Raw genomic sequence first — 21,601 nt, forward strand, 5'->3', positions numbered from 1 at the left:
GCGCCTATTTACTCCTGGGTCGCCCTGCTCAGTTCCTGCCGCAGCCTGTTGCTCGCGGCGATCCGCTTGCCGGCGTTCCCCACCATGATGTCCTGTGCCGCGATCTCCCTGCCGTAGTAAGCGGCATCGGCCTGGTCGTCCACCTGGAGCGCCGCGCCTTCGAGGGACAGGCCTGCGAACAGGCCCCGGCTGCGCGAATAGGAGAGGATGCCCGATTTGAAGGTGATGTCGGTCGCGGCTTCCACCTTGCGCCCCACCGGACCGGCGGCGACCCCGGCGTCGGCCCCGAGGGTAAATTTCCCCTGCAGCAGCTTATCCACGTCCTTTAGCTCCTTGAAGACGAGGATGAGGTCGGTGGAGGTGGCCCCCACCTGCCATCCGATACTGCCGCCGGTGATGCTGACGAAGATCGGGTCGCTCCAGCTGCTGTCCTCCTTTCTCACGGACAGGACCCCGGTGCCATGCCGCCCCCCCACGACGAACGCCCCCTTGATCACCCCCGGTATGATGGCGACCGCCTTGGCGTCCCGCAGCAGCGCCGGGGGAATCCCCTTCTCCGGTATCTTCATGATGTCCTGCAGCACAGTTGCCGACTTCTGAACCTTCTTGGCTTCGCCCTTGGCGCAGGCGGCGCCGGCCCAGCATGCGACCAGCAACATGGCGACCATACCTACCGAGATCTTCCTGGCGATACTCATGGCTTACCTCCTTTTCCGCCACGGCCTTGAAAGCCTGCGGGCCCTGGTGCTATCTCTCCTGTGCGTGCGGCTTCGACGCATCTCGATCCGGAGTCATTGCCCGGTCCTTCGCGACCATGTGCCCAACCACCGATATTCCTGCCATGATGACAGCGATGCAGCAATACCTCGTAGTCCTGGTGATCTTCATGAACACGCCCCCCTTTTATATTAATTTGGACCAATAATGGATAACACAGGGGAAAAGGTTGTCAACGGAGGTGCTGGAGCAGAGAGCGCGGGAGGAGGGATGGGGTGGCGGGAAAAAGGACAAAAAAAAAGCCCCGGATCGCTCCGGGACTTTTTTCGCTGCGTTGATGAAAACCTTTAGGCGCGGGTGACGTTAGCCGCCTGCAGCCCTTTGGGTCCCTTCGCCACTTCGAAAGTGACGCTATCGCCTTCAGCCAGGGATTTGAACCCGTCGCCGGTGATGGCGGAGAAATGAACGAACACGTCGTCGCCATTCTCCTGCTCGATGAAACCAAACCCCTTGCTGTCGTTAAACCATTTTACAGTTCCGTTAACCATTTACTTTTACCTTCTCCATGCTTTCTGCTGTTTATTCGTCCGGTTCATTCCGGAACTTGGACACCTTAGCAGCTTGCCAGTGGCAAAGCAAGCTATTTAAGTTTTCGGCGTTTTCACAGCGATCTCCTCGCCGGCTACCGGACCAGCTTCACCGGATAGTCGATGCCGTCGATGGTCAGGGTAGTGGTAGCACCCGCGTTGACGACGCTGGCGAAGTTGCGCACGAAAATTTTCTTCGTGATGAAAGTCTGTGTCTGCGTGACGCTGCCAAAGATGGCGGTGGAATCGGGATTGACCACACCCGGTTCGGTAAGAACGAAGATGGCGCTACCGGAAGCGGAATCCTTGATGCTGATAGTGTGGGATGCCGCGATATTATCCACACTGCGAATTTCTGCCTCGGCCTGGAGATAGGAGCCCACCGCGACCGGTGTGCTGAAATTGCCGAGGATTTTAGTGGAACTGACGAAGTTGGCGCTCACGGTGCCAATTGTGAGCGTGCTCACGGTGGACGTCCCGGGGGTGCTCGCCGAGGTATGGGTCACCGTGACTTTCTGGCCATTACTGACGGAGCCGCTTGCGGCAGCAGCGGCGCCGTCGATGGAGAAGGTGCTGCTGCTCGAGGCAGAGCCGGTTATGGATATGGGGCTGGATGCGCCGGTAAGACCTGAGACAGTGATGGCTTCGGAGGTAACCGGTGCGTTCATTTCCGTGTTGGTTTTTGGCTGGAAAGAGAAGGAATCCGGGGTCGTCGGCTCCCTCACGTACGGTGGGAACCATTCGATTTCGCCGCAGCCTGCGATGCCGAGAACCAGCAACAATGAGGCCGCCCGCAGCAGTGCCCGTAACAATGGTGATTTCATTACATCCTCGCTCGGTGTGATTTGGCTAAGGCGTTGATACTACTCAAAGAGAGGAGCCTTGACAAGAGGATTAACGTATCCGGGCCGAGCTCTCCCAATTAAGCGAGGAGAGGACATCACGCAACGCCGAGAGCTTGTACGGCTTTTGCACGAAACCGGAGATCCCCCTGCCGAGGAACTTGCCGGAGACCTCGTGCTCGCTGAACCCGCTGGACATGACCACCTTGACCCGCGGGTCCAACCGGCGCAGTTCCCTGAAGCACTGCTCGCCATCCATGTGCGGCATGGTCAGATCGAGCAGCACCAGGACGATATCGTTGCGGCTGCGGAAGATCTCCATCCCCTCCCGTCCGTCGGCGGCCGTCACCACCTCGAACCCCAGTTCCCCGAGCATCTCGCTCGCCAGCGCCCTGATGGTGTCCTCATCGTCGATCAAGAGGACCGTGCCGCTCCCCCGCCAGGCCTGCTCCGGGGCGGACTCCGCGTGGTGCGGCTCGACCGCCGCGCCGTCCGCGGGGAGTATGACCTTGAAGGTGCTCCCCTTCTCCGGCTCGCTGTAGACCCTGATGGCGCCCAGGTGGCCGCGCACGATGCCGAGCACCGCCGCCATCCCCAGTCCCCGCCCGGTGAACTTGGTGGTGAAGAACGGATCGAAGATCTTCGCCATGGTCTCGCGGTCCATGCCGCAACCGTTGTCGGACACCTCCACGTAGGCGTAGAGCCCGGGCTGGATGGGGTCGGAGAGCCATCCGCCGTTGAAGTAGGGCTCGGTGCACTCCAGGCGCCCGGTGGAAATGGTTATGATCCCGCTCTCGTCGCCGATCGCCTCGGAGGCGTTGATGACCAGGTTCATCAGCACCTGCCGGATCTGGGTGGCGTCACCGGTGATCGACGGCAGGGGGCGGCCAAGGTTGTAGACGAGTTGCGCCTTCTTGGAGACCGAAACGCTCAGCATCTGCCCCATCTCCTCCACCAGGCGGTTCAGGTCCAGTTCCTCGGTCACAAAATGTCCCTTGCCGGAGTAGGCCAGCATCTGGTGCGCCAGGTCCGAAGCCCTGGCCGCCGCCGTCTCGATCCGGCGCAGGTTGTCAATGACGGGGGACTCAGGGGCAAGCCGCATGAGAGCGAGGTCGGTGTTGCCCACGATGACGGTGAGGATGTTGTTGAAGTCGTGGGCGATCCCCCCGGCCAGCACCCCGAGGCTCTCCAGCTTCTGGGCGTGCAGCATCTGCTTTTCCAGCTTCAGACGCTCCTCTTCGGCCCTCTTTCTCTGGGTGATGTCGTGGGCGGACCAGATCACCCGGTCGCCCGGCATGGGGGTGACGTTGCCGGTGAACCAAATCTCCTCCCCCTGGATGACCAGCGGGTAGTCGACCGTGATGGTTTTTCCGGCGGCAAGTGCCTTGCGGATGGTGGAGACGAAGAAGTCGGCGAGTTCCCCGGGAAAGACGTCCGGTATCTTCCTCCCCACCAGCTCGTCGGGGGGGCGGTACAGACGTTTCGTGCTGGTGGGGGCGATCTCCAGGTAGCGCCCTTCGGCATCCAGCACCAGGATGACGTCGGTGAGCGAGGCGAAGATGGAGCGGAGCTTCTCTTCCGAGGCCAGCAGGGCCTGCTCGGCGTGCTTGCGCTCGACCACCTCGGTCTGCAGCCGTGCATTGGTCGCGGAAAGTTCCCGGGTCCTCTCCTCGACCATGCGCCTTAACACGATAGGCTGGCGCACCAGCCAGTACGCGGTGAGGGCACCCAGGGAACTCAGGAGCAGCACCAGGGCTACCTCCCCCAGAACCACCTGTCGCGCGTACCATCCCCCAACCGGTTCGACGGAAAGAATCCATTCCCCGTTGGGGACTGAGATGTGCTGGCTCACCGGCCTGACCAGCGGAGCGCCATGGTTCCAGAAGACGTCGATCGTCCCGGTGTCGGGCTTGATGCGGCTGATCCGGTAATTGAGGTCGGGGGTGAGCGTGGTCTGCAGATGTACCGCCTCGAAGAAGCTCTCCAGACGGATCATCGCGGCGGTGAAGCCCCAGAAGCGCTTCTCCCCCCCGGCCCCTTTCAGATATACCGGGAGCCTCCCCATGAGCGCCAGCCCCCCCTGCACCAGCTCGAAAGGGCCGGCCAGGGTGAGCGAGCCGTGGCGCAGCGCCTCCACGGCCTCGGTGTTGGCATGGGACTTGTCCAGGAGGTTCAGGCCGATGGCCTTCTCGTTCCCCTGCAACGGGAAAATTTCGGTGACGACGCCGCCGGGAACCAGTTGCAGGGCGGAGAGTCCCGGGTAGAGATCCAGCATCTCCCTGGCCAGCTCCTGGAAGTTGTCGATCCTGCCGTTGCCCTGACGGATGACCGCGGCAAGGGCGTAGGTGGAGGAAATGGAGCGGTTCAGGTACTCCTGGATGTCGTGGCCAGCGTTGGTGGTAAGGTCCATGACCGCCTGGCGGCGGCTGTCCTGGCGCTTGCTTTCGTAGAGCAAAACCGTGGAGCCGGAGAGGAACAGACCTATGAGAAAAGCGAGGAGCGTGACGCTCCAGACCCGGAGGTTATCCGAGGGGGGGGACGCAGTTGGCGCATCGTTCATGTGCGCATCCATGGGGAGCTCGCTGAAACGGGTTCGGTACGGGGAAGATAGAGGCAACCTCTTGAATAACCGAAACTTCGCCGTAGTGCAAGCTTTTTAGGAATTGCCGTTTCAACCCATGCGGTCCAGCAGGCGCAACAAGCCGTCCAGGATGGTCACCGGGTGCGGCGGGCACCCCGGGATGTAGAGATCGACCGGCAGCAGGCGGTCCACCCCGTCGTGGGCGGCAGGGGAGCCGATGAAGGGGCCGCCGTTGATGGCGCAGGCGCCGCAGGCGATGACGAGTTTGGGGGCCGGGATGGCCTCGTAGGTCCTCAGCAGCGCCTCGCGCATGTTCTCCGTCACCGGACCGGTGACCCAGAGGGCGTCGGCATGGCGCGGGCTGGCGACGAACTGCAGTCCGAACCGCCCGATATCCCAGCCGATGGTGGAAAGGACGTTACTGTCGGCCTCGCAGGCGTTGCAGCCGCCGGCGACCACGGAACGGAACTTCAGTGAGCGCCCGAACAGCGCCAGCATCTTCTGGTCCAGGGCCCGCGCCAGCCTGCGCTCCTCCCCTTCCCGCACCACCAGGTCCTCGCGGGAGTTCACGGCCAGGCGGGCGTCGTTGGTGTAGGAGATGGCACCTTTAGGACAGGCACCGGCACATTCGGCGCAGAACAGGCACTTTCCGAGGTCGACGGAGAGACCCTGCGCAGATCCCACAGCCCCCACCGGGCAGGCGTCGGCGCAGAGGCGGCAGTCGGGAGGGCAGAGAGAACCTTTGAGTTCCGGGTAGCCACGGAAGCGCTCCGGCAGCGGGAGCGGTTCCTTCGGGTACGCCATGGTGCGGTGCCCCTGCTTGATGCGTGCGAGTATGGCCTTGATCATGATGCGACTCCTGTCTTCTGATAACCAACTCTTCGGTTCATCCCCCCTCTCCCGGAAGGAGAGGGTAGTAGAGAAGCGGCGGTAGTAGAGAAGCGCCTGTCCGTCCTCCCAGTCCGTCCTCCCAATCCATCCTCCCTCTCCCTCTGGGAGAGGGGCGGGGTGAGGGTCTTCCCCCGGGGAGGACGCCACTTCGTGGCCACGCCCTCACCCGCCCTTCGGGCACCCTCTCCCGGAGGGAGAGGGGTAGCGGACATGCAGAGTGCTGCGGCTAGAGGTCGAACCCGCAGTAGGAAAGGTTGAAGCTCTTGTTGCACAGCGGGAAGTCCGAGATCTGCCCCCCGCGGAGTGCCAGCGCGAGACCGGTCCAGTTGTGGAAGGAGGGGTCGGTCACCTTGTAGCGCAGGAAATTGCCCCGCTCGTCAGTGAGAGCCACATGGCAGATCTCGCCACGCCACCCTTCGGTCAGCGCCACTGCGAGTTGCCCCCCACCCACCTCGCGCACGGGGTTCGCCACCTCCACGCCCGGCAGCTGGGAAAGCTGCTCCTCGATGAAGTCGAGCGACTTCTCCATCTCCAGCCAGCGCACCATGGTCCTCGCGTAGACGTCGCCGCTCTTCGCGGTCTCCACCGGGATCTGGCTCATGCTGTAGATGCCGAAAGGATGGTCGCGGCGGATGTCCCGGTTGAGGCCGCTGGCGCGGGCGGCAGGTCCCACCAGCCCAAGTTCTATCGCCGTCTGCTCGCTCACCACGCCGGTTCCCTCGAGCCTCGCCAGCACGGACGGGGTATCCCAGAGTAGATCGACCGCGTTGTGCACCTCGTCGCGGGCCACCTTGATGCGGTCGGCAAGCTGCCGCGCCCCGGCGCTGTCCAGGTCGAAACGCACCCCCCCCGGAAGGACCAGGTCCCGCCCGAAGCGGCTGCCGCAGATCCCCGCGGTCACATTGAGAAAATCGCCGCGGATCCTGCCGCAGAACGAGGCGGTTGGAAGGTAGCCGACGTCTCCTGCGATGGCGCCCAGGTCGCCGGTGTGATTGGCAAGCCGCTCCAGTTCCAGGGCGATGCCGCGCACCGCCTGGGCCCGGGCCGGCACCCGCGTCCCGGAAAGGGCCTCGACGATCATCGCGTAGGCGGTGCCGTGGCCGATGCTGGTGTCTCCCGCCACCGTCTCCATGAGCTTGCGCATCCGCTCGCCCGGGCGTCCCTGCATCATCCGCTCGACCCCCCTGTGCTGGTAACCGAGCGAAATCTCCAGGTGCATCACCTCCTCGCCGAAGCACTGGAAGCGGAAGTGACCCGGCTCGATGATGCCGGCATGCACCGGCCCGACCGCCACCTCGTGCACCTCGTCACCATCGACGCGGTAGAAGTCCATCACGCCGATGGTGGGAGGGGGCTGCGGAGTATCCCCGGGAAGCGAGCCGAGCGCCGGCGCGAAACGGACCGGCTTGGGCCAGGGGTGCCCCTCCAGGTTCAGGTAGAACTGCTCGGCGATCTCGCGCTCGAAGAGGTGCAGCTGCGGCGCCTCGGAAACCAGCGAGTAGAAGTTTTTGCCGGTGACCAGGGTGCTCATGACACCTATGGTGGCGTGGCTCTTGAAGGAGAGGAGGCAGTACAGGCACACCCCGTCATCCTCCTGCATCCCGAAGTAGGAGACCACACGCCAGCCGCCGTCAATCGCGGAGAGAAGCGCCTGCGCGAAGCGCTCCGGCGCGTGACGCGGTATCTCCCGGCGCGACAGCACACCGCCGTTTTGGGTGAAGACCAGGGCCGGGCTCATGCCTCACCTCCCAAAAGCCGCGCCGCCTCGCGCAGGAGGTCCTGCAGCGGCGCCGGTATCCACAGCCCCAGCACCAGCACGAGCCCCATCAGCACCAGGGGGGGCAAAACCGTGGGCGCGGCATCCCGGTAGCGGGTCCGCTCCAGGTCCTGCGGCACCTCCCCCAGGACGACCGGGAGCACGGTGGAGGCCATGCCGATGAAGATCAACGCCAGGAACAGGAGGAACAGCCCGCCGGTCCAGTGGTTTCCCTGCCCGAAGGCGGAGGAGACGATGAGGAACTCGCTGACGAAGGGGGCGAAGGGTGGCGACCCGGTGATGGCCAGGAAGGCGGCGAGAAAGAGCGCGGCCGACCAGGGGGTGCGCCGGATGGCGCCCCGCACGAACAGGGTGCTCTTGGAGTTGAAGGCACGGTGGATGTTGCCGCAGGAAAGAAAGAGCACCCCCTTGGTGAGGGAGTTGTTGATCATGTGCAAGAGCCCCGCGAAGAGCGCCCCCTTTCCCAGCCCCAGCGCCACCGCGATGATGCCGACGTGCTCCACGCTTGAATAGGCGAGCATCCTCTTGAAGTCGCTCTGGCGCGCCATGAACACGGCGGCGAAGGCCATGGAGACGAGCCCCATGGTGAGGAGCACCTGCTGGAAGAGCGCCCCTTCGCTCGAGGCGGCGGCCACCTGGTAGACACGCAGAAGCGCCAGGAGGGCGCAGTTCACGAGCCCCCCGGCGAGCAGGGCACCGACCAGCCCCGGGGCCTCCCCGTAGGCGTCCGGCTTCCAGGTATGCAGCGGCGCGAGCCCCATCTTCGAGCCGAAGCCCACCAGCAGGAAGATGAACGCGGCGTGGCGCCACCCCGGATGCAGGGCTGCGGCGTCCCGGATCAGGGTCGGGAGGAGGAGGCTCACCTCCTGCTTCGCCACGATGGTGGAGTATGCCAGGAAGAAGAGCCCCAAAAGGGCGATGGCGATCCCCACCGAGCAGATGAGGAGGTACTTCCAGGTCGCCTCGATGGAGCGGGCGTTGTGGTTGAAGTAGATGAGCGGCGCCATGGTCAGGGTGGTGGCCTCGAGCGCGATCCAGAGGAGCCCCAGGTGCTGCGAGATGACCACCAGCGAGGTAGCGGAGAGGCAGACCAGCAGCGAGGCGCACAGGACCCGGTTCGGGCGCTTGAGCCGGTAGCTCAGGTACCCCACCGCGTAGAAAGAGCAGATGGTGAAGAGAACGCTGTTGGCCATGAGCACCAGCTTCCCCAGTGGGTCGAGCCATATCCATCCCGCCGGGGAGGGGGGGGGCGTGTGCACCAGGAGCGCTGCGCTCACCCCGAGCTGCGCCAGGGAGAAGAGGGGGAGCACCCAGACGCGCCTGCGGTTGTCCGGGACAAGCCAGGAGAGCGCGGCGCCAAGAAGCGGAAGAAGGACCAGGGCCCACATCATGTCGCTATTCCTCCCTCAGCGCGGAGAGTCTCGAGGTGTCGATGCTCGAGAACTCGCGGCTGATGTGGTTGATGACGATCCCCATGACGAAGATGCCGACCAGGAGGTCGAGGAGCGCCCCCGCCTCCACCATGACCGGCATGGCGTCTGCCAAAAGGAGGCCGAACAGGAAGATGCCGTTCTCCATGAGCAGGTACCCGAGCACCTGCGAGATCGCCTTGCGCCTCCCCATGAGGACCAGGAAGCCGCTCATGAGGGTCGCGGCGGCCGCCGGCACGATCAGGAGCCCCTCGTGCTCGGGAGAGAGCGGGAGCTTGGCGGCGAAGATGAAGGCGAGCGAGGTGAAGAGCGCCCCCAGCACAAGCGATGGGATATAGCCGATGAAGGGGGAGAACTCGCGCTCGATCTCGGCCTTCTTGATGGCCCGGATGATCAGGACCGGGATCAGCGCCCCCTTGACCAGGATGATGCTCACCACGATGAAGCTGACGTGCCAGGAGAAGGGGTGCACCAGCGCCGGGAGCGTGCCGAGCAGCACCCCCTGCACCGCCACGCAGCGGACCGAGAAGGCGAGCCGGCTGGTCCCCAGGACGGCGAAGTTGATCAAAAGGCAGAGTACCAGCAGCTGGTCGGCCAGGGAATTCATATGGTCACCTCACAACCAGAACCAGGGAAAATGCGGTCAGTATCAACGCCGCCACCAGAAGCTGCGGCACGCGGATGAGCCTCAGGCGCGCCATCACCGACTCGACCACCCCGATGGCCACCGCGAGGAGCAGCATACCCGCCGCGAAGGTGGCCCAGTCGAGGTAGGCGTTGCCCGAGGCGAAGGGGAGCGCGATGTTCACGAAGAGCGCCCCCAGGAGGTAGAGCTTCAAGGCGGCGCCGTAGAGGACGCAGCAGAAATAGGGGCCGCTATGGTCGAGCACCATCACCTCGTGGATCATGGTGAGCTCTAGGTGCGTGTTGGGATCGTCGAAGGGGATGCGGCAGTTCTCGGCCAGGAGCACCACGAAGAGGCCGGCCAAAAGCAGGATGAGCGACGCGCCGGTCGCCATCCAGACCGGAGGGGTCACGTGCTGCAGCATCGGGGTGAGGCTCATGGTCCCCGAGAGCCTGGTCAGGGTGATCAGGGCGAAAAAGAGCGTCGGCTCGGCCAGGCAGGAGAAGCTCACCTCGCGCGCCGCCCCCATCCCCTCGAAGCTGGAGGCGGTGTCGAGCGCCGCCGTCGTGGTGAAGAAGCGCCCCAGGGCGAAGAGGTAGGCGAAGAGGATCATGTCCCCCTCGAAGGAGATCGGGGCCGGGTGCTTCCCAAGCGGCACCAGGAGCGCGGCGAACAGGGTAGCGGCGAGCGTCACCACCGGCCCGGCGCGGAAGATCCAGGTGGTGCTGTCGGAGAGGACGATCCCCTTTTTCATGAGCCGTCCCATGTCGTAGTAGGGCTGCAGGAAGGGAGCGCCCACCCTCCCGGCGAAGGCCGCCTTGGTCTTGCCGATCACCCCCAGCAACAGCGGGGGCATGGCCAGCACCAGCACCACGTGGAAGATTGTGTCGATCATGTCCGACTCCTGTGCCGTAGGGGCGGATACTCATCCGCCCAGCGGGTCGTGTCCCATCCCTGTAGGGGCGAATAACCATCCACCCAGCGGGTCGTGTCCCATCCCGGTGGGGGCGAATAATCACTCGCCCAGCAGGTCGTGTCCCATCCCTGTAGGGGCGAATAATCATTCGCCCACCCTTTTCCCGGCGTCGTTCTTGTTGCCTTCTGCCCCACCTCCCTCTCCCACCGGGAGAGGGTCGGGGTGAGGGCGCTGCAACAGGCGATTCTGTCTCTTCGTGGCGTCTCCCTCACCCGGCCTCCGGCCACCCTCTCCCGGAGGGGTAGGGAACCTTTTAATGCACCCACAACAAAAGCAGCATCAGCGTGACGAAGATATAGAGAATATAGATCTGCACCTCGCCGTGCTGCAGGCGTCTGACGAAGGCGCAGGCGATCCCCGCGACGCTCAGGACCGGCAACACCACCCGGTGCAGCAGCGTCTCCTCCGGGTGATAGCTCAGCCGGGCCGCGGCGGGGGTGAGGCCGGTTATCTGCCCCATGGTGATCCGGGTGCGGATCAAGGATCCCGCGAGGGAGGAGAAGAAAGCGCCGAAAGAGCTGCCCGTGTACTGGATGCGCGGCGAAGGACGGAGGTAGCCGCACCCCCAGGTGGAGGCGGCAGCGGTGCGCCCGCTGGTCTTTGCCTGCAGGAACAGGAAGAGGACCGTAGCGAGACAGATGACGCTCCCCCCCGCCAGTGCGAACCAGACCGGCGCGATCGGGAGGAGCGCGGCGTGCGCCGCATCCGGGGCGATTCCCCGAAATGCCGGCTGCACCAGGGCCAAAAAGAGCTGGGGAAAAAGGCCGCCGGTGAGGGCGAGCCCGGCCAGAAGACCGATGGGGGCAAGCATGGTCCCGCTCGCCTCGTGGGCCGCGGCGGCGGCCGCGGTGCGTGGTTCCCCGAGAAAAGCGATGCCGTAGAGCTTCACGAAGGAGATCACCGCGACGCCCCCCACCAATGCGAGAACCGGCGCGCCGAGGGCCACGAAAGGCTGACCGGCACGCGCCTCGCCGAAGAACCCGAGGTACAGGAGCATCTCGCTGGCGAAGCCGTTGAAGGGGGGAAGCCCGCAGATGGCGACGGCGCCGCACAGGGTGAAGAAGGCGGTGTAGGGAAGCCGGCGGGCCAGTCCACCCATCCGGTCCAGGTCGCGGGTGCCGGCGGCGTGCATGACGCTCCCGGCGCAGAAAAAGAGCAGCGGCTTGAAGATGGCGTGGTTCAGTACGTGGAAGAGCGCCCCGGCGAGCCCCAGGAAGGCGAGCCGCTGGTTGCCGGTCCCATTCCCCAAGAGGAACATCCCGATACCCGCGCAGATGATGCCCAGGTTCTCGATGCTGCTGTAGGCCAGGAGGCGCTTGATGTCCTTTTGCGCCGATGCGACGCAGATCCCCATCACCGCCGAGGTGAGCCCGGCCACGGTGAGCACCCCGCCCCACCAGAGCGGGCGCTCCGGGAAGAACGAGATCACGCGGAGGATGCCGTAGACCCCGATCTTCAGCATGACACCGGAAAGAAGCGCCGAGACGTGGCTCGGGGCGTTGGCGTGGGCCGACGGGAGCCACAGGTGCAGCGGCATGATGCCGGCCTTCGAGCCGAACCCGGCGAGGGCGAGCCAGAACAGGGTGGCGGTAAGACCCGCGCCGGCGACCAGCGAACCGCCCCCCGGGAACCCGAAGCTCCCGGTGATCATGAACAGCGAGGCGAACAGGAGCAGGAGTGCAGCTCCCCCCAGGTGGCTCGCGACGAGGTAGACCGTCCCCGCGCCGCGCACCTCCCCCTCGCGGTGCTCCGCGACCAGAAGAAAGTAGCCGGAAAGCGCCATGATTTCCCACGACATCATGAACATGGCGCCGTTTCGGGACACCACAACCAGCGCCATGGCGCAGGCCAAAAGACCGTAGAAAAAGGTGACGCTTCTTTGGGAACTGTGCGAGGCGGCGGGCCAGTAACCGAGGGCGTAGAGGGAGCCGGCGGGGAAGATCAGGAAGATGGGGATCAGAAAGAATAGAGAGAGAGGGTCGAGGGCGACTTCGCAGGGGCCGAAGGGGAGGTTCCAGTTCAGGAGGAAGGTTGCTTCTCCTCCCCCCAGCAGCAGGTAGAGAAGAGACGGTAGCGCGAGGAGAGCGCTTAAAAGCGCGGCTACCGAGGCCAGCCGTTGTCCGAGTGTCCCGTCTCGCAACACGAGACCGGGAAGCCCCGAACAGCCGGCTAGAGCTATTGCGCAAAGGACCAGGGAAGCCGGGTCCCGCATCATGTCAAAAAACAACATAACCCACCCTTTCGAACCAGGAACGGATCGTCAATCTGCCCATCGAGTTTCAACCTCCCGCGCAACCGGGGATGCCGGCGGGGCGGAAGGGGAGCAAGGCTGCCAGAACCTGCCGTTTTTCCCTTCAACAGTGGCGACTGGGTGTCGATACGGTTTACTGGGGCGACAGGGACCTCACCATACTCCCTGAAAATAGATTTGTCAAAAAAAGATTCTTAATGACGGGTAGCAGAAGATAAAACAACAATACCGCTGAAGTAGCTTGTCTTCAAGCGGGTTGCCGCTATCATTAAACACTAGCTCCGTTTCTTGTTCGAACATTGTTATACGAAACGAGACACCGTGACTGTTTTTTCCACGCTGTCGCGAACCGATACATCAGGGTGAAAGGAGGGAGGCTGTGAAGAGTCATGTTTGGCGGCCGCTGGTCGTGGTGCTGGTGGTGATCGCCCTGGTCCTGGTGGCGCGGAAATTCCTGGTCCCCGCGGACTTCGGGGTCGGCGCCAGGGGGTACATGTACGGCTGGCACCGCGCCGGCAACGAGCAGCAGTGGAAAGATGTGAAGGTGAAGTACAAGACCGCGGCCTTCTGCAAGGACTGCCACCCCGACAAATACGACGAGATGAAGGAGTCGCCGCACCGCAACATCAATTGCGAGAACTGTCACGGCCCCGCCCTGAACCACCCGGACGATCCCCGGTCGCTCACCATCGACCGCAGCCGCGAACTCTGTGCCCGCTGCCACACCCGCCTCCCCTACCCCAACAGCGGCCGGGGCGTGATGAAGGGGATCGACCCCACGACTCACAACGTCGGCCTGGACTGCGTCACCTGCCACTGGCCGCACGACCCGAGGAAGGAGGGGCACAAGAGATGATTTCGAGACGATCCTTCTGCAAGAAATCTCTGCTCATCGCGGGGGGGCTGGCGATTCCCCTCTCCTGCCTGGAACTTTTCGACCCCAAGCGGCTTCTGGCCGAGAAGGACGATACGGGTGCGCGCTGGGTCTTCCTGGTGGACACCCGGAAATGCGTGGGGTGCGGCTTCTGCGTCAAGGGGTGCAAGGTGGAGAACGAGGTCCCCTATGACGCCAACGTGACCCGCACCTGGGTGGAGCGCTACATCGTGACCAAAGACGGCAAGACCCACATCGACTCCCCCAAGGGGGCGCGGGACGGCTTCCCCAACAAGGGGATCGACATCGGACACGGCAGGCTGGAGGAGATCAAGGACGACGACATCGAGAAGGCCTTCTTCGTGCCCAAGCTCTGCAACCAGTGCGACAACCCGCCCTGCGTCCAGGTCTGCCCCGTGGGCGCCACCTACCAGACCGCCGACGGGGTGGTGCTGGTGGACCGCAGCTGGTGCATCGGCTGCGGCTACTGCATCATGGGGTGCCCTTACGGGGTGCGCTTCTTCCATCCGGTGTTCCATGTCGCCGAGAAGTGCAACTTCTGCTACCACCGCATCACCAAGGGAATGCAGACCGCCTGCGTCGACAGCTGCGCCTTCGGAGCCCGGCGCGTGGGGAACCTCAGGGACCCCGAGGATCCGGTAACCAGGGTCATCATGACCGAGCGCGTCAACGTGCTCAAGGAAGAGTACGGCACCAAGCCGCAGGTCTTCTACCTCGGCCTTTCCAAGGAGGTGAAATAGCCATGGTGCATGGAGAAGCCTGGACCATAAAGGAGTTTTTCACCTACCCCAACGAGTACATCTACTGGACCATCCAGATCGTCATGTACCCGTTCATGACCGGCCTCGTGGCGGGCGCCTTCGTGCTCTCCTCGCTGTACCACGTCTTCGGGGTGAAGCAGCTGAAGGGGATCGCGCGCTTCTCGCTGGTGTTCTCGTTCGCGCTGCTGCCGGTCGCCATGCTGCCGCTTTTGATGCACCTGCAGCAGCCGCTGCGCGGCATCGAGGTGATGATGACGCCGCACTTCACCTCCGCCATCGCCGCCTTCGGCATCGTCTTCAGCACCTACGGGATGATCGTCGCTTCCGAGCTCTGGTTCGTGTTCCGCAAGCACTTCGTGGAGACCGCGCTGTCGCTCAAGGCAGTGGAGGGACGGAGCGCGCTGCAGCAGGGAGAGTACCTTTTGTTCAGCATACTGACGCTCGGCGCCTGGGATATCTCGCACGAGGCGCTCGAGACCGACGAGCGGGCGGTGAAGAAGCTTGCCGCCGCAGGCATCCCGGTCGCCTGCTTCCTGCACGGCTACGCCGGTTTCATCTTCGGGTCGGTGAAGGCGAACGCGCTCTGGATGACCCCGCTCATGCCGGTCATCTTCATCTGTTCGGCCGTTGTTTCCGGCATCGCCCTGTGCATCCTCACCTACATCCTCACCATGGAGATCCGCAAGCAACTGGCGCGCCGGCGCAGGCTCGCCCACCCGGAGCTCCCCTCCATGGAAGAACTGAAGAGCGCCGAGGCCCACGTGGTGGCCATGACCTCGCGCTACCTGCTCATGTTCATGGTGGCCGCCATCACGCTGGAGTTATTGGACCTGATCTTCAGGGGATACACCGCGGTCAAGTCGTGGGACATCCTGAGGAGCGTCATCTACGAACGGGATTTCGTGAACATCTTCGTGGTGCAGTACGGACTTGGGAACCTGGTTCCCTTCGTGCTGTTCCTGATCCCGGGACTGACCATCCGCCGGGCGGCGGTGGGAACCGTGCTGGTGCTGCTGGGCGTCTTCATGATGCGCTGGAACGTCGTGATCGGCGGGCAGGCGTTCTCCTCCTCCTTCTCCGGATTCATGCACTACGTCCTGCCGATATGGCCGGACAGCATGGAGACGCTGAAGGAGGGATTCTTCGGCGCCATGATCGTGGCGGTGGTTCCCTTCTGCATCTTCTACGTTTTGAACAAGGTGATGCCGGTGTTCAAGGAGACGCATTAACGGCGGTTCTACGTTCTATGTTCTACGTTGCCCCCTCGCCCTCCGGGCTTGTTCACCGAAGCCTCGGCATGGGTGGAAGAGGTTTTTGTGGGGGGAGGATAAGAAGTCACAGTCGCGGCGGCAAAGGGAAAGAAAGAGGCGGGCGAATAAATATTCGCCCGCCTTTGCTTGAAGCCGATGAACCGCTACTGCGCGGAGGTCAACGCGAGCAGGAGGACCAGCGTCACGAAGGTGTAGAAGATGTAGATGTTCAGCTTGCCGTGCTGCAGGCGCCGCACCGGCTGGGCCTTCTCGAACAGATACTCCAGAAAGGGGAGATACCCCTTCTCCAGCACCGTCTCGGGAAGATGGCTCTCGTGACTGGAGGGCCCCGGGAAAAGTCCGTGCACCTCGGTGCGGTGCCGCTCGGGACGCAGCAGCACCGAGAACCACGTCACGAGCATGGCGCCGAACGAGGAGGCCGTGTACTGCATCCGGGGCGTTGGCCTTAGGTATCCGCACCCCCAGGTCGGCGCTACCGGCACCGGCAGACGCGCGGAGCGCCTGGCAACGAAGACCCAGAGCAGGGCCAGGAGCAGGAGGAGCCCCACCCCGACGATCGAGATCCAGGGGAAGGGAACCAGGCTGGCGATCCCTTGCAACGCCAGCGACCCGCCGTAGTCGCCCAGGGCCGCGTCCAGGACCGGCACCAGCAGCCCCGGCGCCAAACCTATCACCCCGCAGCACGCGGCAAGCACCCCCATGGGCAGCAGCATCCCCGCTCCCGCCTCATCCCCTCCTGCATGTTCCGACGAGCGCGGCGCCCCCAGAAAGACCACCCCGTACACTTTGACGAAGCAGGCGACCGCAAGCCCCCCCACCAGCGCCAGCACCGGCGCCGCCAGCGCGGGAAGCGACGGCCCGAGGCCGGCCGCTGCGCCGATGGAGTTGAAGGCGCCCAGGTAGATCATCAATTCGCTGACGAATCCGTTCAGGGGGGGAAGCCCGCAGATGGCGACGGCTCCCACCAGGAAAAATGAGGCCGTGCGGGGCAACCGGCGCGCCACGCCTCCCAAGAGGTCGATCTCCCTGGTGCCGGTGGCGTGGATCACCGAACCGGCCGAGAGAAAGAGCAGCGCCTTGAAGAGGGCGTGGTTCACGACGTGCAAGAGCGCCCCCGCCGCACCGAGGGCGACCAGCGCCTCCCATCCCTGGTTCGCGCCGATCAGCGCCATGCCGAGCCCCATCAGGATGATGCCGATGTTCTCGATGCTGTGGTAGGCCAGAAGCCGCTTCAGGTCGTGCTGCCCGATGGCGTAGGCGACCCCGAGAACCGCCGAAACGGCGCCCATTACCAGGACCACGCCACCCCACCATAGCGGCGGATCGCTGAAGGCGCAGAAGACGCGCATCATCCCGTAGACCCCGGTCTTCAGCACCACCCCGGAGAGAATTGCCGAGACGTGGCTGGGGGCGTTGGCGTGCGCCGAGGGGAGCCAGATATGCAGCGGCATCACCCCCGCTTTCATGCCAAAGCCGAACAGGGCGGTCAGAAAGACTGCCGTGGCAAGCGGCCCGGTGGCGGCGAGGGAACCGGGAGACGGGAACAGGTAGGCGCCGGTCGCCGCGTTGAGCAGCGAGAAGGTGGCGAAGAGAGCCAGCGCCCCGAAGTGGGCCGTGATCAGGTAGAGCACCCCGGCCTCGCGCACCTGCGGCTTTTCGTCCTCGGCGGTGAGGGCGAAGTAGGCGGCGAAGGCCATCACCTCCCACGCCATCAGAAAGAGCAGCGTGCTCCTGGCGACGAGCACCATGGTGAGGGCGGCGGACAAGAGCCCGAGGAAGAAGGCGAGCTTGCCGCCGTGCGCGGTGTGCCGCGCCACCGGCCAGTAACCCGCGCCATAGACGGCGCAGCAGCCGGTAACGATGAAGATGGGGAGCAGAAACAGGGAGGAGAGCGCGTCGCTTCCGATCTCGAACCCACCAAAGGGAAGCCCGGAGGGAAGCAACCAGGTTCCGTCCGCGGGCAGGAAGACGGCACCGAGTGCACCGGCGCACCCCATGATGGACGCGGCGACCATGAGCGAGACCCCCAGACGCTGGGCGAGGCTAGAACCCGGGCGCAGCAAAAGCGGCACGCCCGACACGGCCTGGCAGCAGACGGCGAGCAACAACAATCCAAGAGAGGTCGCAGGCTCGCCGGAGAAGGTCATGATCAGCTCCTCTTGCCGCGCTCGAAGCGCCGGGCGGCTTCCATGATGGCCGCGGGATCACAGGCGTTGTTGAGGATGCCCCGGAACTCCTGGTCATGCAGGGCGTAGGCGAGCCGGGACAGCAGATGCAGGTGCACCTTTACCGTGGGGCTGGTTATCAGGAACAGGATGCGCACCGGGATGCCGTCCAGAGCCCCGAAGTCGATCGGTTGCTCCAGGAAGCAGAGGGACACGGCAGGCTGCGGCTTGGTCTGCAGCAGGATCGGATTGCGGACGTGGGGGATGGCGATGCCGTCGCCGACGGCAGTGGTACCGAGGGCTTCGCGGGCCAGTAGCACCTGGAGCAGGAATTCCGGGTCTACCTGCGGGGGGAGCCGCAGCAGGTTGACCACGTTGCGCAGCACGGAGAGCTTGTCGTCGCCGGGGACGCCGCAGTGGATCCCGCCGGCTTCCAGGGCCTGGGCCAGGGTGGGGAGGTCCAGGTCGGCCTGCACCGCCTCGAACAGTTCGGGCGGCACCTTGATGCCATGCTCGGTGGCCCACTCCAGGAGATCGACCCGGTTGATCTGGTAGGTTCCGTGCACCAGGGTGGCCGGAAGTTTTTCCTTCCGGATCCACTTGAGGACCGTGCTCTCGTCCTGGTGCAGCAGCGCGGCCACTTCTGAAGCCTTCATCAACATCGACTCTTCCCCCCATTGCTGAACACGGAAAGGTATAGCACCGTTAAGATGAAGATGCAACGCCGTTAATGTTGAAAAAGCGAATCTTACCGACTGGTTGGGGGACTGCTCGACGAACAGGAGGTCTTACCGTCCCCCTCCTCCCCTTCGCGAAGGCTCATCCCGGAATTCCGGGGGTGAAGCCGAAAAAAGGAAAAAAAAAGGGGACAGGCTACTTTTCAAGCTCATGGTTTCTATGGGCAACCTGGCCCGGTAGACAGTCTGCAAAGTCTGCAAATGTCCGGGCTCCCAACGTCACTCCATTCAAGGGGAACCGGAAAACAGAAAAAGTAGCCTGTCCCCTTTTCCTTCTCTTCCCGAAGTAAAAAGCCCCCGGAGCGTTCCGGGGGCTTTCTCTTGCTGTTTTACTTCTTGGCGTGCTTCTCGCCGCCGGGGACGTCCTGCCCCCCTGCCGAGTGGCAGTCGCTGCAGTTCGCTTTGAAGAGTTCATCGCCGATGTCAACCGGGTGGACGAACTCTTTAACCGGGGCCGCGCCGGCCGGGATGTTCTCCTGCTTCTGGCTCAGCACGGTGTGACACATGTTGCAGTCCTTGGAGATAACCTTGCCGGAAGCGGTCTTGTGCTTGCCGTCGTGGCAGCGGAAACACCCGGGGCTGTAGAAGTGGCCGATGTGGTTCGGGTACGTGTTCCAGGAAATCTTCATGGACGGGAAGAAGTTCTTGTTGTAGATGTCCTGCACGACGGTGACGGCGTGCGCTACTTCCTTCTCCTTGGCCTTGGCGACCTGCGGGTAGTTCTTGGCGTAGTACGCGGGAAGTTCCTTGGCGATGGTCGCCTTGGCCTCTTCCTTGTCCTTGTACGGCCTGGTCAGGATCTCGACCGCGGTCTTCTTCAGGTACGGCAGCCCCTGGTCGATGCGTTTGGCGGCAAACGCCTCGTCCATCTCGACGCCGGGCGAACGGTAGACGTGAGCCGGACGGTTGTGGCAGTCGAGGCAGTCCATGACCCTTTTCTGCGCCTTGGCAACGTCATCCTTGGAGAGCGGCTTCTCGGTGGTCATGTATTCGGTGACGGTGCCGTCTTTCTCCTTGACCGCGATGTACGGGATGTTCATGCGCTGCCTGTCGGTCGCGATGTAGGAGACTTCCTGGCCGATGTGCCAGTGGATGCCCCTGTGGTGCTCGCTCTTGGGGGTCCCGCCGATGTTGATCAGCATGTTGATCTCGCGCGGCGTGTTCTCCTCGTTGGGAGCGTAATGGTAGAACACCTTCTGGCGCCCGGCGTAGAACTTTTCGGGCCAGTGGCAGTGTTCACAGGTATCGCGCGCCGGACGGAGGTTGTCGATCGGCGTCTCGATGGTCTCCGGGTAGGTGTGGAAGGCGACCGCGTAGAGCTGCCTCATGCCGGAGATCTTGGCTTTCACGTACCATGCGGCGCCGGGGCCCACATGGCACTCCACGCATTTGACCTTGGCATGCGGAGAGTTGGCCCAGGCAACGTGCTCGGGCTCCATGACCCGGTGACAGAGCTCACCGCAGAAGGTGGTCGATTCGGTGAATTCGTACCCCTTGAGGGAAGCTACGGAGACGATGAGCACAAAGCCGATGCTGGCAACGATGAAGAAGAGGAACAGATGGCGTTTGTGTGCGTCGTTGAAGTCCACCCGCGGGAAGGGGGGGATTTCCTCGTCCGGGTGCCTACGCCTCTTTTCCCGTACGACGTAGGCGCCCAGCGGGACCAGGATGAGGCCCACGATGAGCATGCCAGGGAAGAGGAAGTAGGTCATCAGGCCGAGGTAGGGCTTCTCGACGCCGGTTATCCCCTCGTAGGAGAGGAAGCCGATGATCAGGCCCGTCGCGGTGACGGCCAGGATCATGCCGACCAGGCTGATCAGGTTCCAGGCGTAGCCGGCATACTTTCTTAATGCCATAGTGTCGTCTCCTTGCGTGTGTTACGTATGGTTCCAGGAAAATAGGGCAGAACCTTACTATCCGACATGACTTATGTCAAAAAAAACTATGTTAATGTATACGCGATATTTTAAAACAACTATCTACAAAAAACCCGCAGGAATCATGAGGGAAATGGAGCCACAGCTAGAGCCTGCACCGGAAAAATAAAAAACAATGTTATACTATCAAACAAACTTATAGACTGCAAGCAATTACTCATGAGGAGTACGGGAGCGCTTTCCGCTCCGTCACGACTCGTAGCCGAACTCCTTGAGCATCCTGCTGTTATCGCTCCACTCGCCGCTCACCCGCACGAACAGTTCCAGGAACACCTTGGTGTCCAGCAGCCGCTCGATCTCCTGGCGCGCCTGGGAGCCGATCTTCTTCAGCATGTCTCCCTTGCGGCCGATGATGATCCCCTTTTGGGAATCGCGCTCCACGTTGATGGTCGCCTGGATCGCCACCACCCCGTTTTCCCGTTCCTTGAAGCTGTCCACCACCACCGCCGTCGAATAGGGAACCTCGTCCCGGGTCAACCGGAAGATCTTCTCGCGGATGATCTCGGCGACGATGAAGCGCTCCGGCACGTCGGTCAGGATGTCGTCGGGAAAATAGCAGGGGCCTTCGGGCAAAAGCCCGTGCACCAGTTGCACCAACTGGTCCACGCCGTCGCCGGAAGCGGCCGACACCGGGATTATTTCCTTGAACGGGTAGGTTTCGCCGTAGACCGCCATGCGCCCGAGGAGGTCCCCCTTCGGGATCAGGTCGATCTTGTTCAGCACCAGGATAACGGGGGCCTCGACGCCGGAGAGAACCTCCTTGATCATCCCCGCCTCCTGCTCGGGATCGAAGGCGCCGTCGACGAGGAACATGATCAGGTCCACCCCCTGCACCGAGGAGAGGGCCTCCTCCACCATGAACTTGTTCAGGCGGGTCTTGGCCCGGTGGATCCCCGGAGTATCCAGGAAGACGATCTGCCCGCCGGGCACGTTGTGGATCCCCTTGATCTGGTTGCGGGTGGTCTGGGGCTTGTCCGAGGTGATCATCAGCTTCTCACCCAGGATGCGGTTCAACAGCGTCGACTTGCCAACATTCGGCCGCCCCACGATGGAGACGAAACCGGAACGGAATATCTTTTCAGACATATTCTTAATGCCCTCCTGGCTCTTGTTGCGGTGATCGAAGCGTTACAACATACGGGAATTGGTACTGCAAGG

General features: G+C 63.4%; 17 protein-coding genes. 3 read left to right on the forward strand and 14 right to left on the reverse strand.

Translation table 11 applies throughout. The features are described 5' to 3' along the window. Window positions 1-8: 8 nt before the first annotated feature. From KP001_RS10835 to KP001_RS10880, 10 genes are all read right to left on the reverse strand, one after another. Entirely contained in the window at window positions 9-698 is a 690-nt protein-coding gene (locus KP001_RS10835; protein WP_217289513.1) for a lipid-binding SYLF domain-containing protein, read from the reverse strand. A gap of 366 nt (window positions 699-1,064) precedes the next feature. After that, complete coding sequence (locus KP001_RS10840; RefSeq protein WP_217289514.1) at window positions 1,065-1,265, reverse strand: cold-shock protein; 201 nt, start codon at window positions 1,263-1,265, stop codon at window positions 1,065-1,067. Window positions 1,266-1,399: 134 nt separating this feature from the next. Next, a complete protein-coding gene (locus KP001_RS10845; RefSeq protein ID WP_217289515.1) occupies window positions 1,400-2,128 on the reverse strand; it encodes a hypothetical protein in 729 nt (242 codons plus the stop codon). Window positions 2,129-2,198: 70 nt separating this feature from the next. Continuing rightward, window positions 2,199-4,706, reverse strand: coding sequence for a response regulator (locus KP001_RS10850; RefSeq protein ID WP_217285666.1), 2,508 nt, complete (start codon window positions 4,704-4,706; stop codon window positions 2,199-2,201). A 111-nt stretch (window positions 4,707-4,817) separates the two neighbouring features. Next, a complete protein-coding gene (locus tag KP001_RS10855) occupies window positions 4,818-5,576 on the reverse strand; it encodes an NADH-quinone oxidoreductase subunit B family protein (RefSeq protein WP_217285667.1) in 759 nt (252 codons plus the stop codon). Window positions 5,577-5,844: 268 nt separating this feature from the next. Continuing rightward, a complete protein-coding gene (locus KP001_RS10860; protein ID WP_217285668.1) occupies window positions 5,845-7,356 on the reverse strand; it encodes a hydrogenase large subunit in 1,512 nt (503 codons plus the stop codon). Further along, window positions 7,353-8,786, reverse strand: coding sequence for a proton-conducting transporter transmembrane domain-containing protein (locus KP001_RS10865; protein ID WP_217285669.1), 1,434 nt, complete (start codon window positions 8,784-8,786; stop codon window positions 7,353-7,355). Before KP001_RS10865 ends, KP001_RS10860 begins: the two co-directional genes overlap by 4 nt. A 4-nt stretch (window positions 8,787-8,790) precedes the next feature. Beyond that, window positions 8,791-9,432: a hydrogenase gene (locus tag KP001_RS10870; protein WP_217285670.1), complete on the reverse strand. Its 642-nt coding sequence runs from the start codon at window positions 9,430-9,432 to the stop codon at window positions 8,791-8,793. A gap of 4 nt (window positions 9,433-9,436) precedes the next feature. Beyond that, entirely contained in the window at window positions 9,437-10,345 is a 909-nt protein-coding gene (locus tag KP001_RS10875) for a respiratory chain complex I subunit 1 family protein (protein ID WP_217285671.1), read from the reverse strand. A gap of 334 nt (window positions 10,346-10,679) precedes the next feature. Then, window positions 10,680-12,656 carry a proton-conducting transporter transmembrane domain-containing protein gene (locus KP001_RS10880; RefSeq protein ID WP_239027757.1) on the reverse strand — a complete coding sequence of 659 codons (1,977 nt, stop codon included), beginning with the start codon at window positions 12,654-12,656 and terminating at the stop codon, window positions 10,680-10,682. A 400-nt stretch (window positions 12,657-13,056) separates the two neighbouring features. On the opposite strand from KP001_RS10880, the gene KP001_RS10885 reads away from it, so the two are divergent. The 3 genes from KP001_RS10885 to nrfD are packed head-to-tail and all read left to right on the forward strand — an operon-like array spanning window position 13,057 to window position 15,562. Next, on the forward strand, window positions 13,057-13,533 hold the full coding sequence (locus KP001_RS10885) for a cytochrome C (protein ID WP_217285672.1): 477 nt from the start codon (window positions 13,057-13,059) through the stop codon (window positions 13,531-13,533). Then, the gene (locus KP001_RS10890; RefSeq protein WP_217285673.1) at window positions 13,530-14,312 is read left to right on the forward strand and encodes a 4Fe-4S dicluster domain-containing protein; all 783 of its coding nucleotides are present in this window, start codon (window positions 13,530-13,532) and stop codon (window positions 14,310-14,312) included. The genes KP001_RS10885 and KP001_RS10890 overlap by 4 nt, the downstream gene beginning before the upstream one ends. Window positions 14,313-14,314: 2 nt before the next feature. Then, on the forward strand, window positions 14,315-15,562 hold the full coding sequence (gene nrfD / locus KP001_RS10895; protein WP_217285674.1) for an NrfD/PsrC family molybdoenzyme membrane anchor subunit: 1,248 nt from the start codon (window positions 14,315-14,317) through the stop codon (window positions 15,560-15,562). Window positions 15,563-15,747: 185 nt separating this feature from the next. Here nrfD and KP001_RS10900 read toward each other — a convergent pair whose 3' ends face one another. From KP001_RS10900 to era, 4 genes are all read right to left on the reverse strand, one after another. Beyond that, the gene (locus KP001_RS10900) at window positions 15,748-17,751 is read right to left on the reverse strand and encodes a proton-conducting transporter transmembrane domain-containing protein (RefSeq protein WP_217285675.1); all 2,004 of its coding nucleotides are present in this window, start codon (window positions 17,749-17,751) and stop codon (window positions 15,748-15,750) included. Between the two features lie 2 nt (window positions 17,752-17,753). Beyond that, window positions 17,754-18,431, reverse strand: a complete 678-nt coding sequence (locus tag KP001_RS10905) for a PTS sugar transporter subunit IIA (protein ID WP_217285676.1) — start codon at window positions 18,429-18,431, stop codon at window positions 17,754-17,756. A gap of 404 nt (window positions 18,432-18,835) precedes the next feature. Beyond that, window positions 18,836-20,362 (reverse strand): NapC/NirT family cytochrome c, encoded by a 1,527-nt coding sequence (locus KP001_RS10910; RefSeq protein ID WP_217285677.1) that lies wholly within the window; start codon window positions 20,360-20,362, stop codon window positions 18,836-18,838. Between the two features lie 270 nt (window positions 20,363-20,632). Beyond that, window positions 20,633-21,529 (reverse strand): GTPase Era, encoded by an 897-nt coding sequence (gene era / locus KP001_RS10915; protein ID WP_217285678.1) that lies wholly within the window; start codon window positions 21,527-21,529, stop codon window positions 20,633-20,635. Window positions 21,530-21,601 lie beyond the last annotated feature (72 nt).

It is taken from the genome of Geomonas subterranea (assembly GCF_019063845.1).
In the GTDB taxonomy this organism is placed as follows: Bacteria; Desulfobacterota; Desulfuromonadia; order Geobacterales; family Geobacteraceae; genus Geomonas; species Geomonas subterranea.

Coding starts and splice junctions, on each gene's coding strand:
- KP001_RS10900 (WP_217285675.1), bottom strand. CDS start 17,751: ATGACCTTCTCCGGCGAGCCTGCGACCTCTCTTGGATTGTTGTTGCTC.
- KP001_RS10910 (WP_217285677.1), bottom strand. CDS start 20,362: ATGGCATTAAGAAAGTATGCCGGCTACGCCTGGAACCTGATCAGCCTG.
- KP001_RS10845 (WP_217289515.1), bottom strand. CDS start 2,128: ATGAAATCACCATTGTTACGGGCACTGCTGCGGGCGGCCTCATTGTTG.
- KP001_RS10875 (WP_217285671.1), bottom strand. CDS start 10,345: ATGATCGACACAATCTTCCACGTGGTGCTGGTGCTGGCCATGCCCCCG.
- KP001_RS10865 (WP_217285669.1), bottom strand. CDS start 8,786: ATGATGTGGGCCCTGGTCCTTCTTCCGCTTCTTGGCGCCGCGCTCTCC.
- KP001_RS10840 (WP_217289514.1), bottom strand. CDS start 1,265: ATGGTTAACGGAACTGTAAAATGGTTTAACGACAGCAAGGGGTTTGGT.
- KP001_RS10870 (WP_217285670.1), bottom strand. CDS start 9,432: ATGAATTCCCTGGCCGACCAGCTGCTGGTACTCTGCCTTTTGATCAAC.
- KP001_RS10880 (WP_239027757.1), bottom strand. CDS start 12,656: ATGTTGTTTTTTGACATGATGCGGGACCCGGCTTCCCTGGTCCTTTGC.
- era (WP_217285678.1), bottom strand. CDS start 21,529: ATGTCTGAAAAGATATTCCGTTCCGGTTTCGTCTCCATCGTGGGGCGG.
- KP001_RS10850 (WP_217285666.1), bottom strand. CDS start 4,706: ATGAACGATGCGCCAACTGCGTCCCCCCCCTCGGATAACCTCCGGGTC.
- KP001_RS10835 (WP_217289513.1), bottom strand. CDS start 698: ATGAGTATCGCCAGGAAGATCTCGGTAGGTATGGTCGCCATGTTGCTG.
- KP001_RS10860 (WP_217285668.1), bottom strand. CDS start 7,356: ATGAGCCCGGCCCTGGTCTTCACCCAAAACGGCGGTGTGCTGTCGCGC.
- KP001_RS10855 (WP_217285667.1), bottom strand. CDS start 5,576: ATGATCAAGGCCATACTCGCACGCATCAAGCAGGGGCACCGCACCATG.
- nrfD (WP_217285674.1), top strand. CDS start 14,315: ATGGTGCATGGAGAAGCCTGGACCATAAAGGAGTTTTTCACCTACCCC.
- KP001_RS10905 (WP_217285676.1), bottom strand. CDS start 18,431: ATGTTGATGAAGGCTTCAGAAGTGGCCGCGCTGCTGCACCAGGACGAG.
- KP001_RS10890 (WP_217285673.1), top strand. CDS start 13,530: ATGATTTCGAGACGATCCTTCTGCAAGAAATCTCTGCTCATCGCGGGG.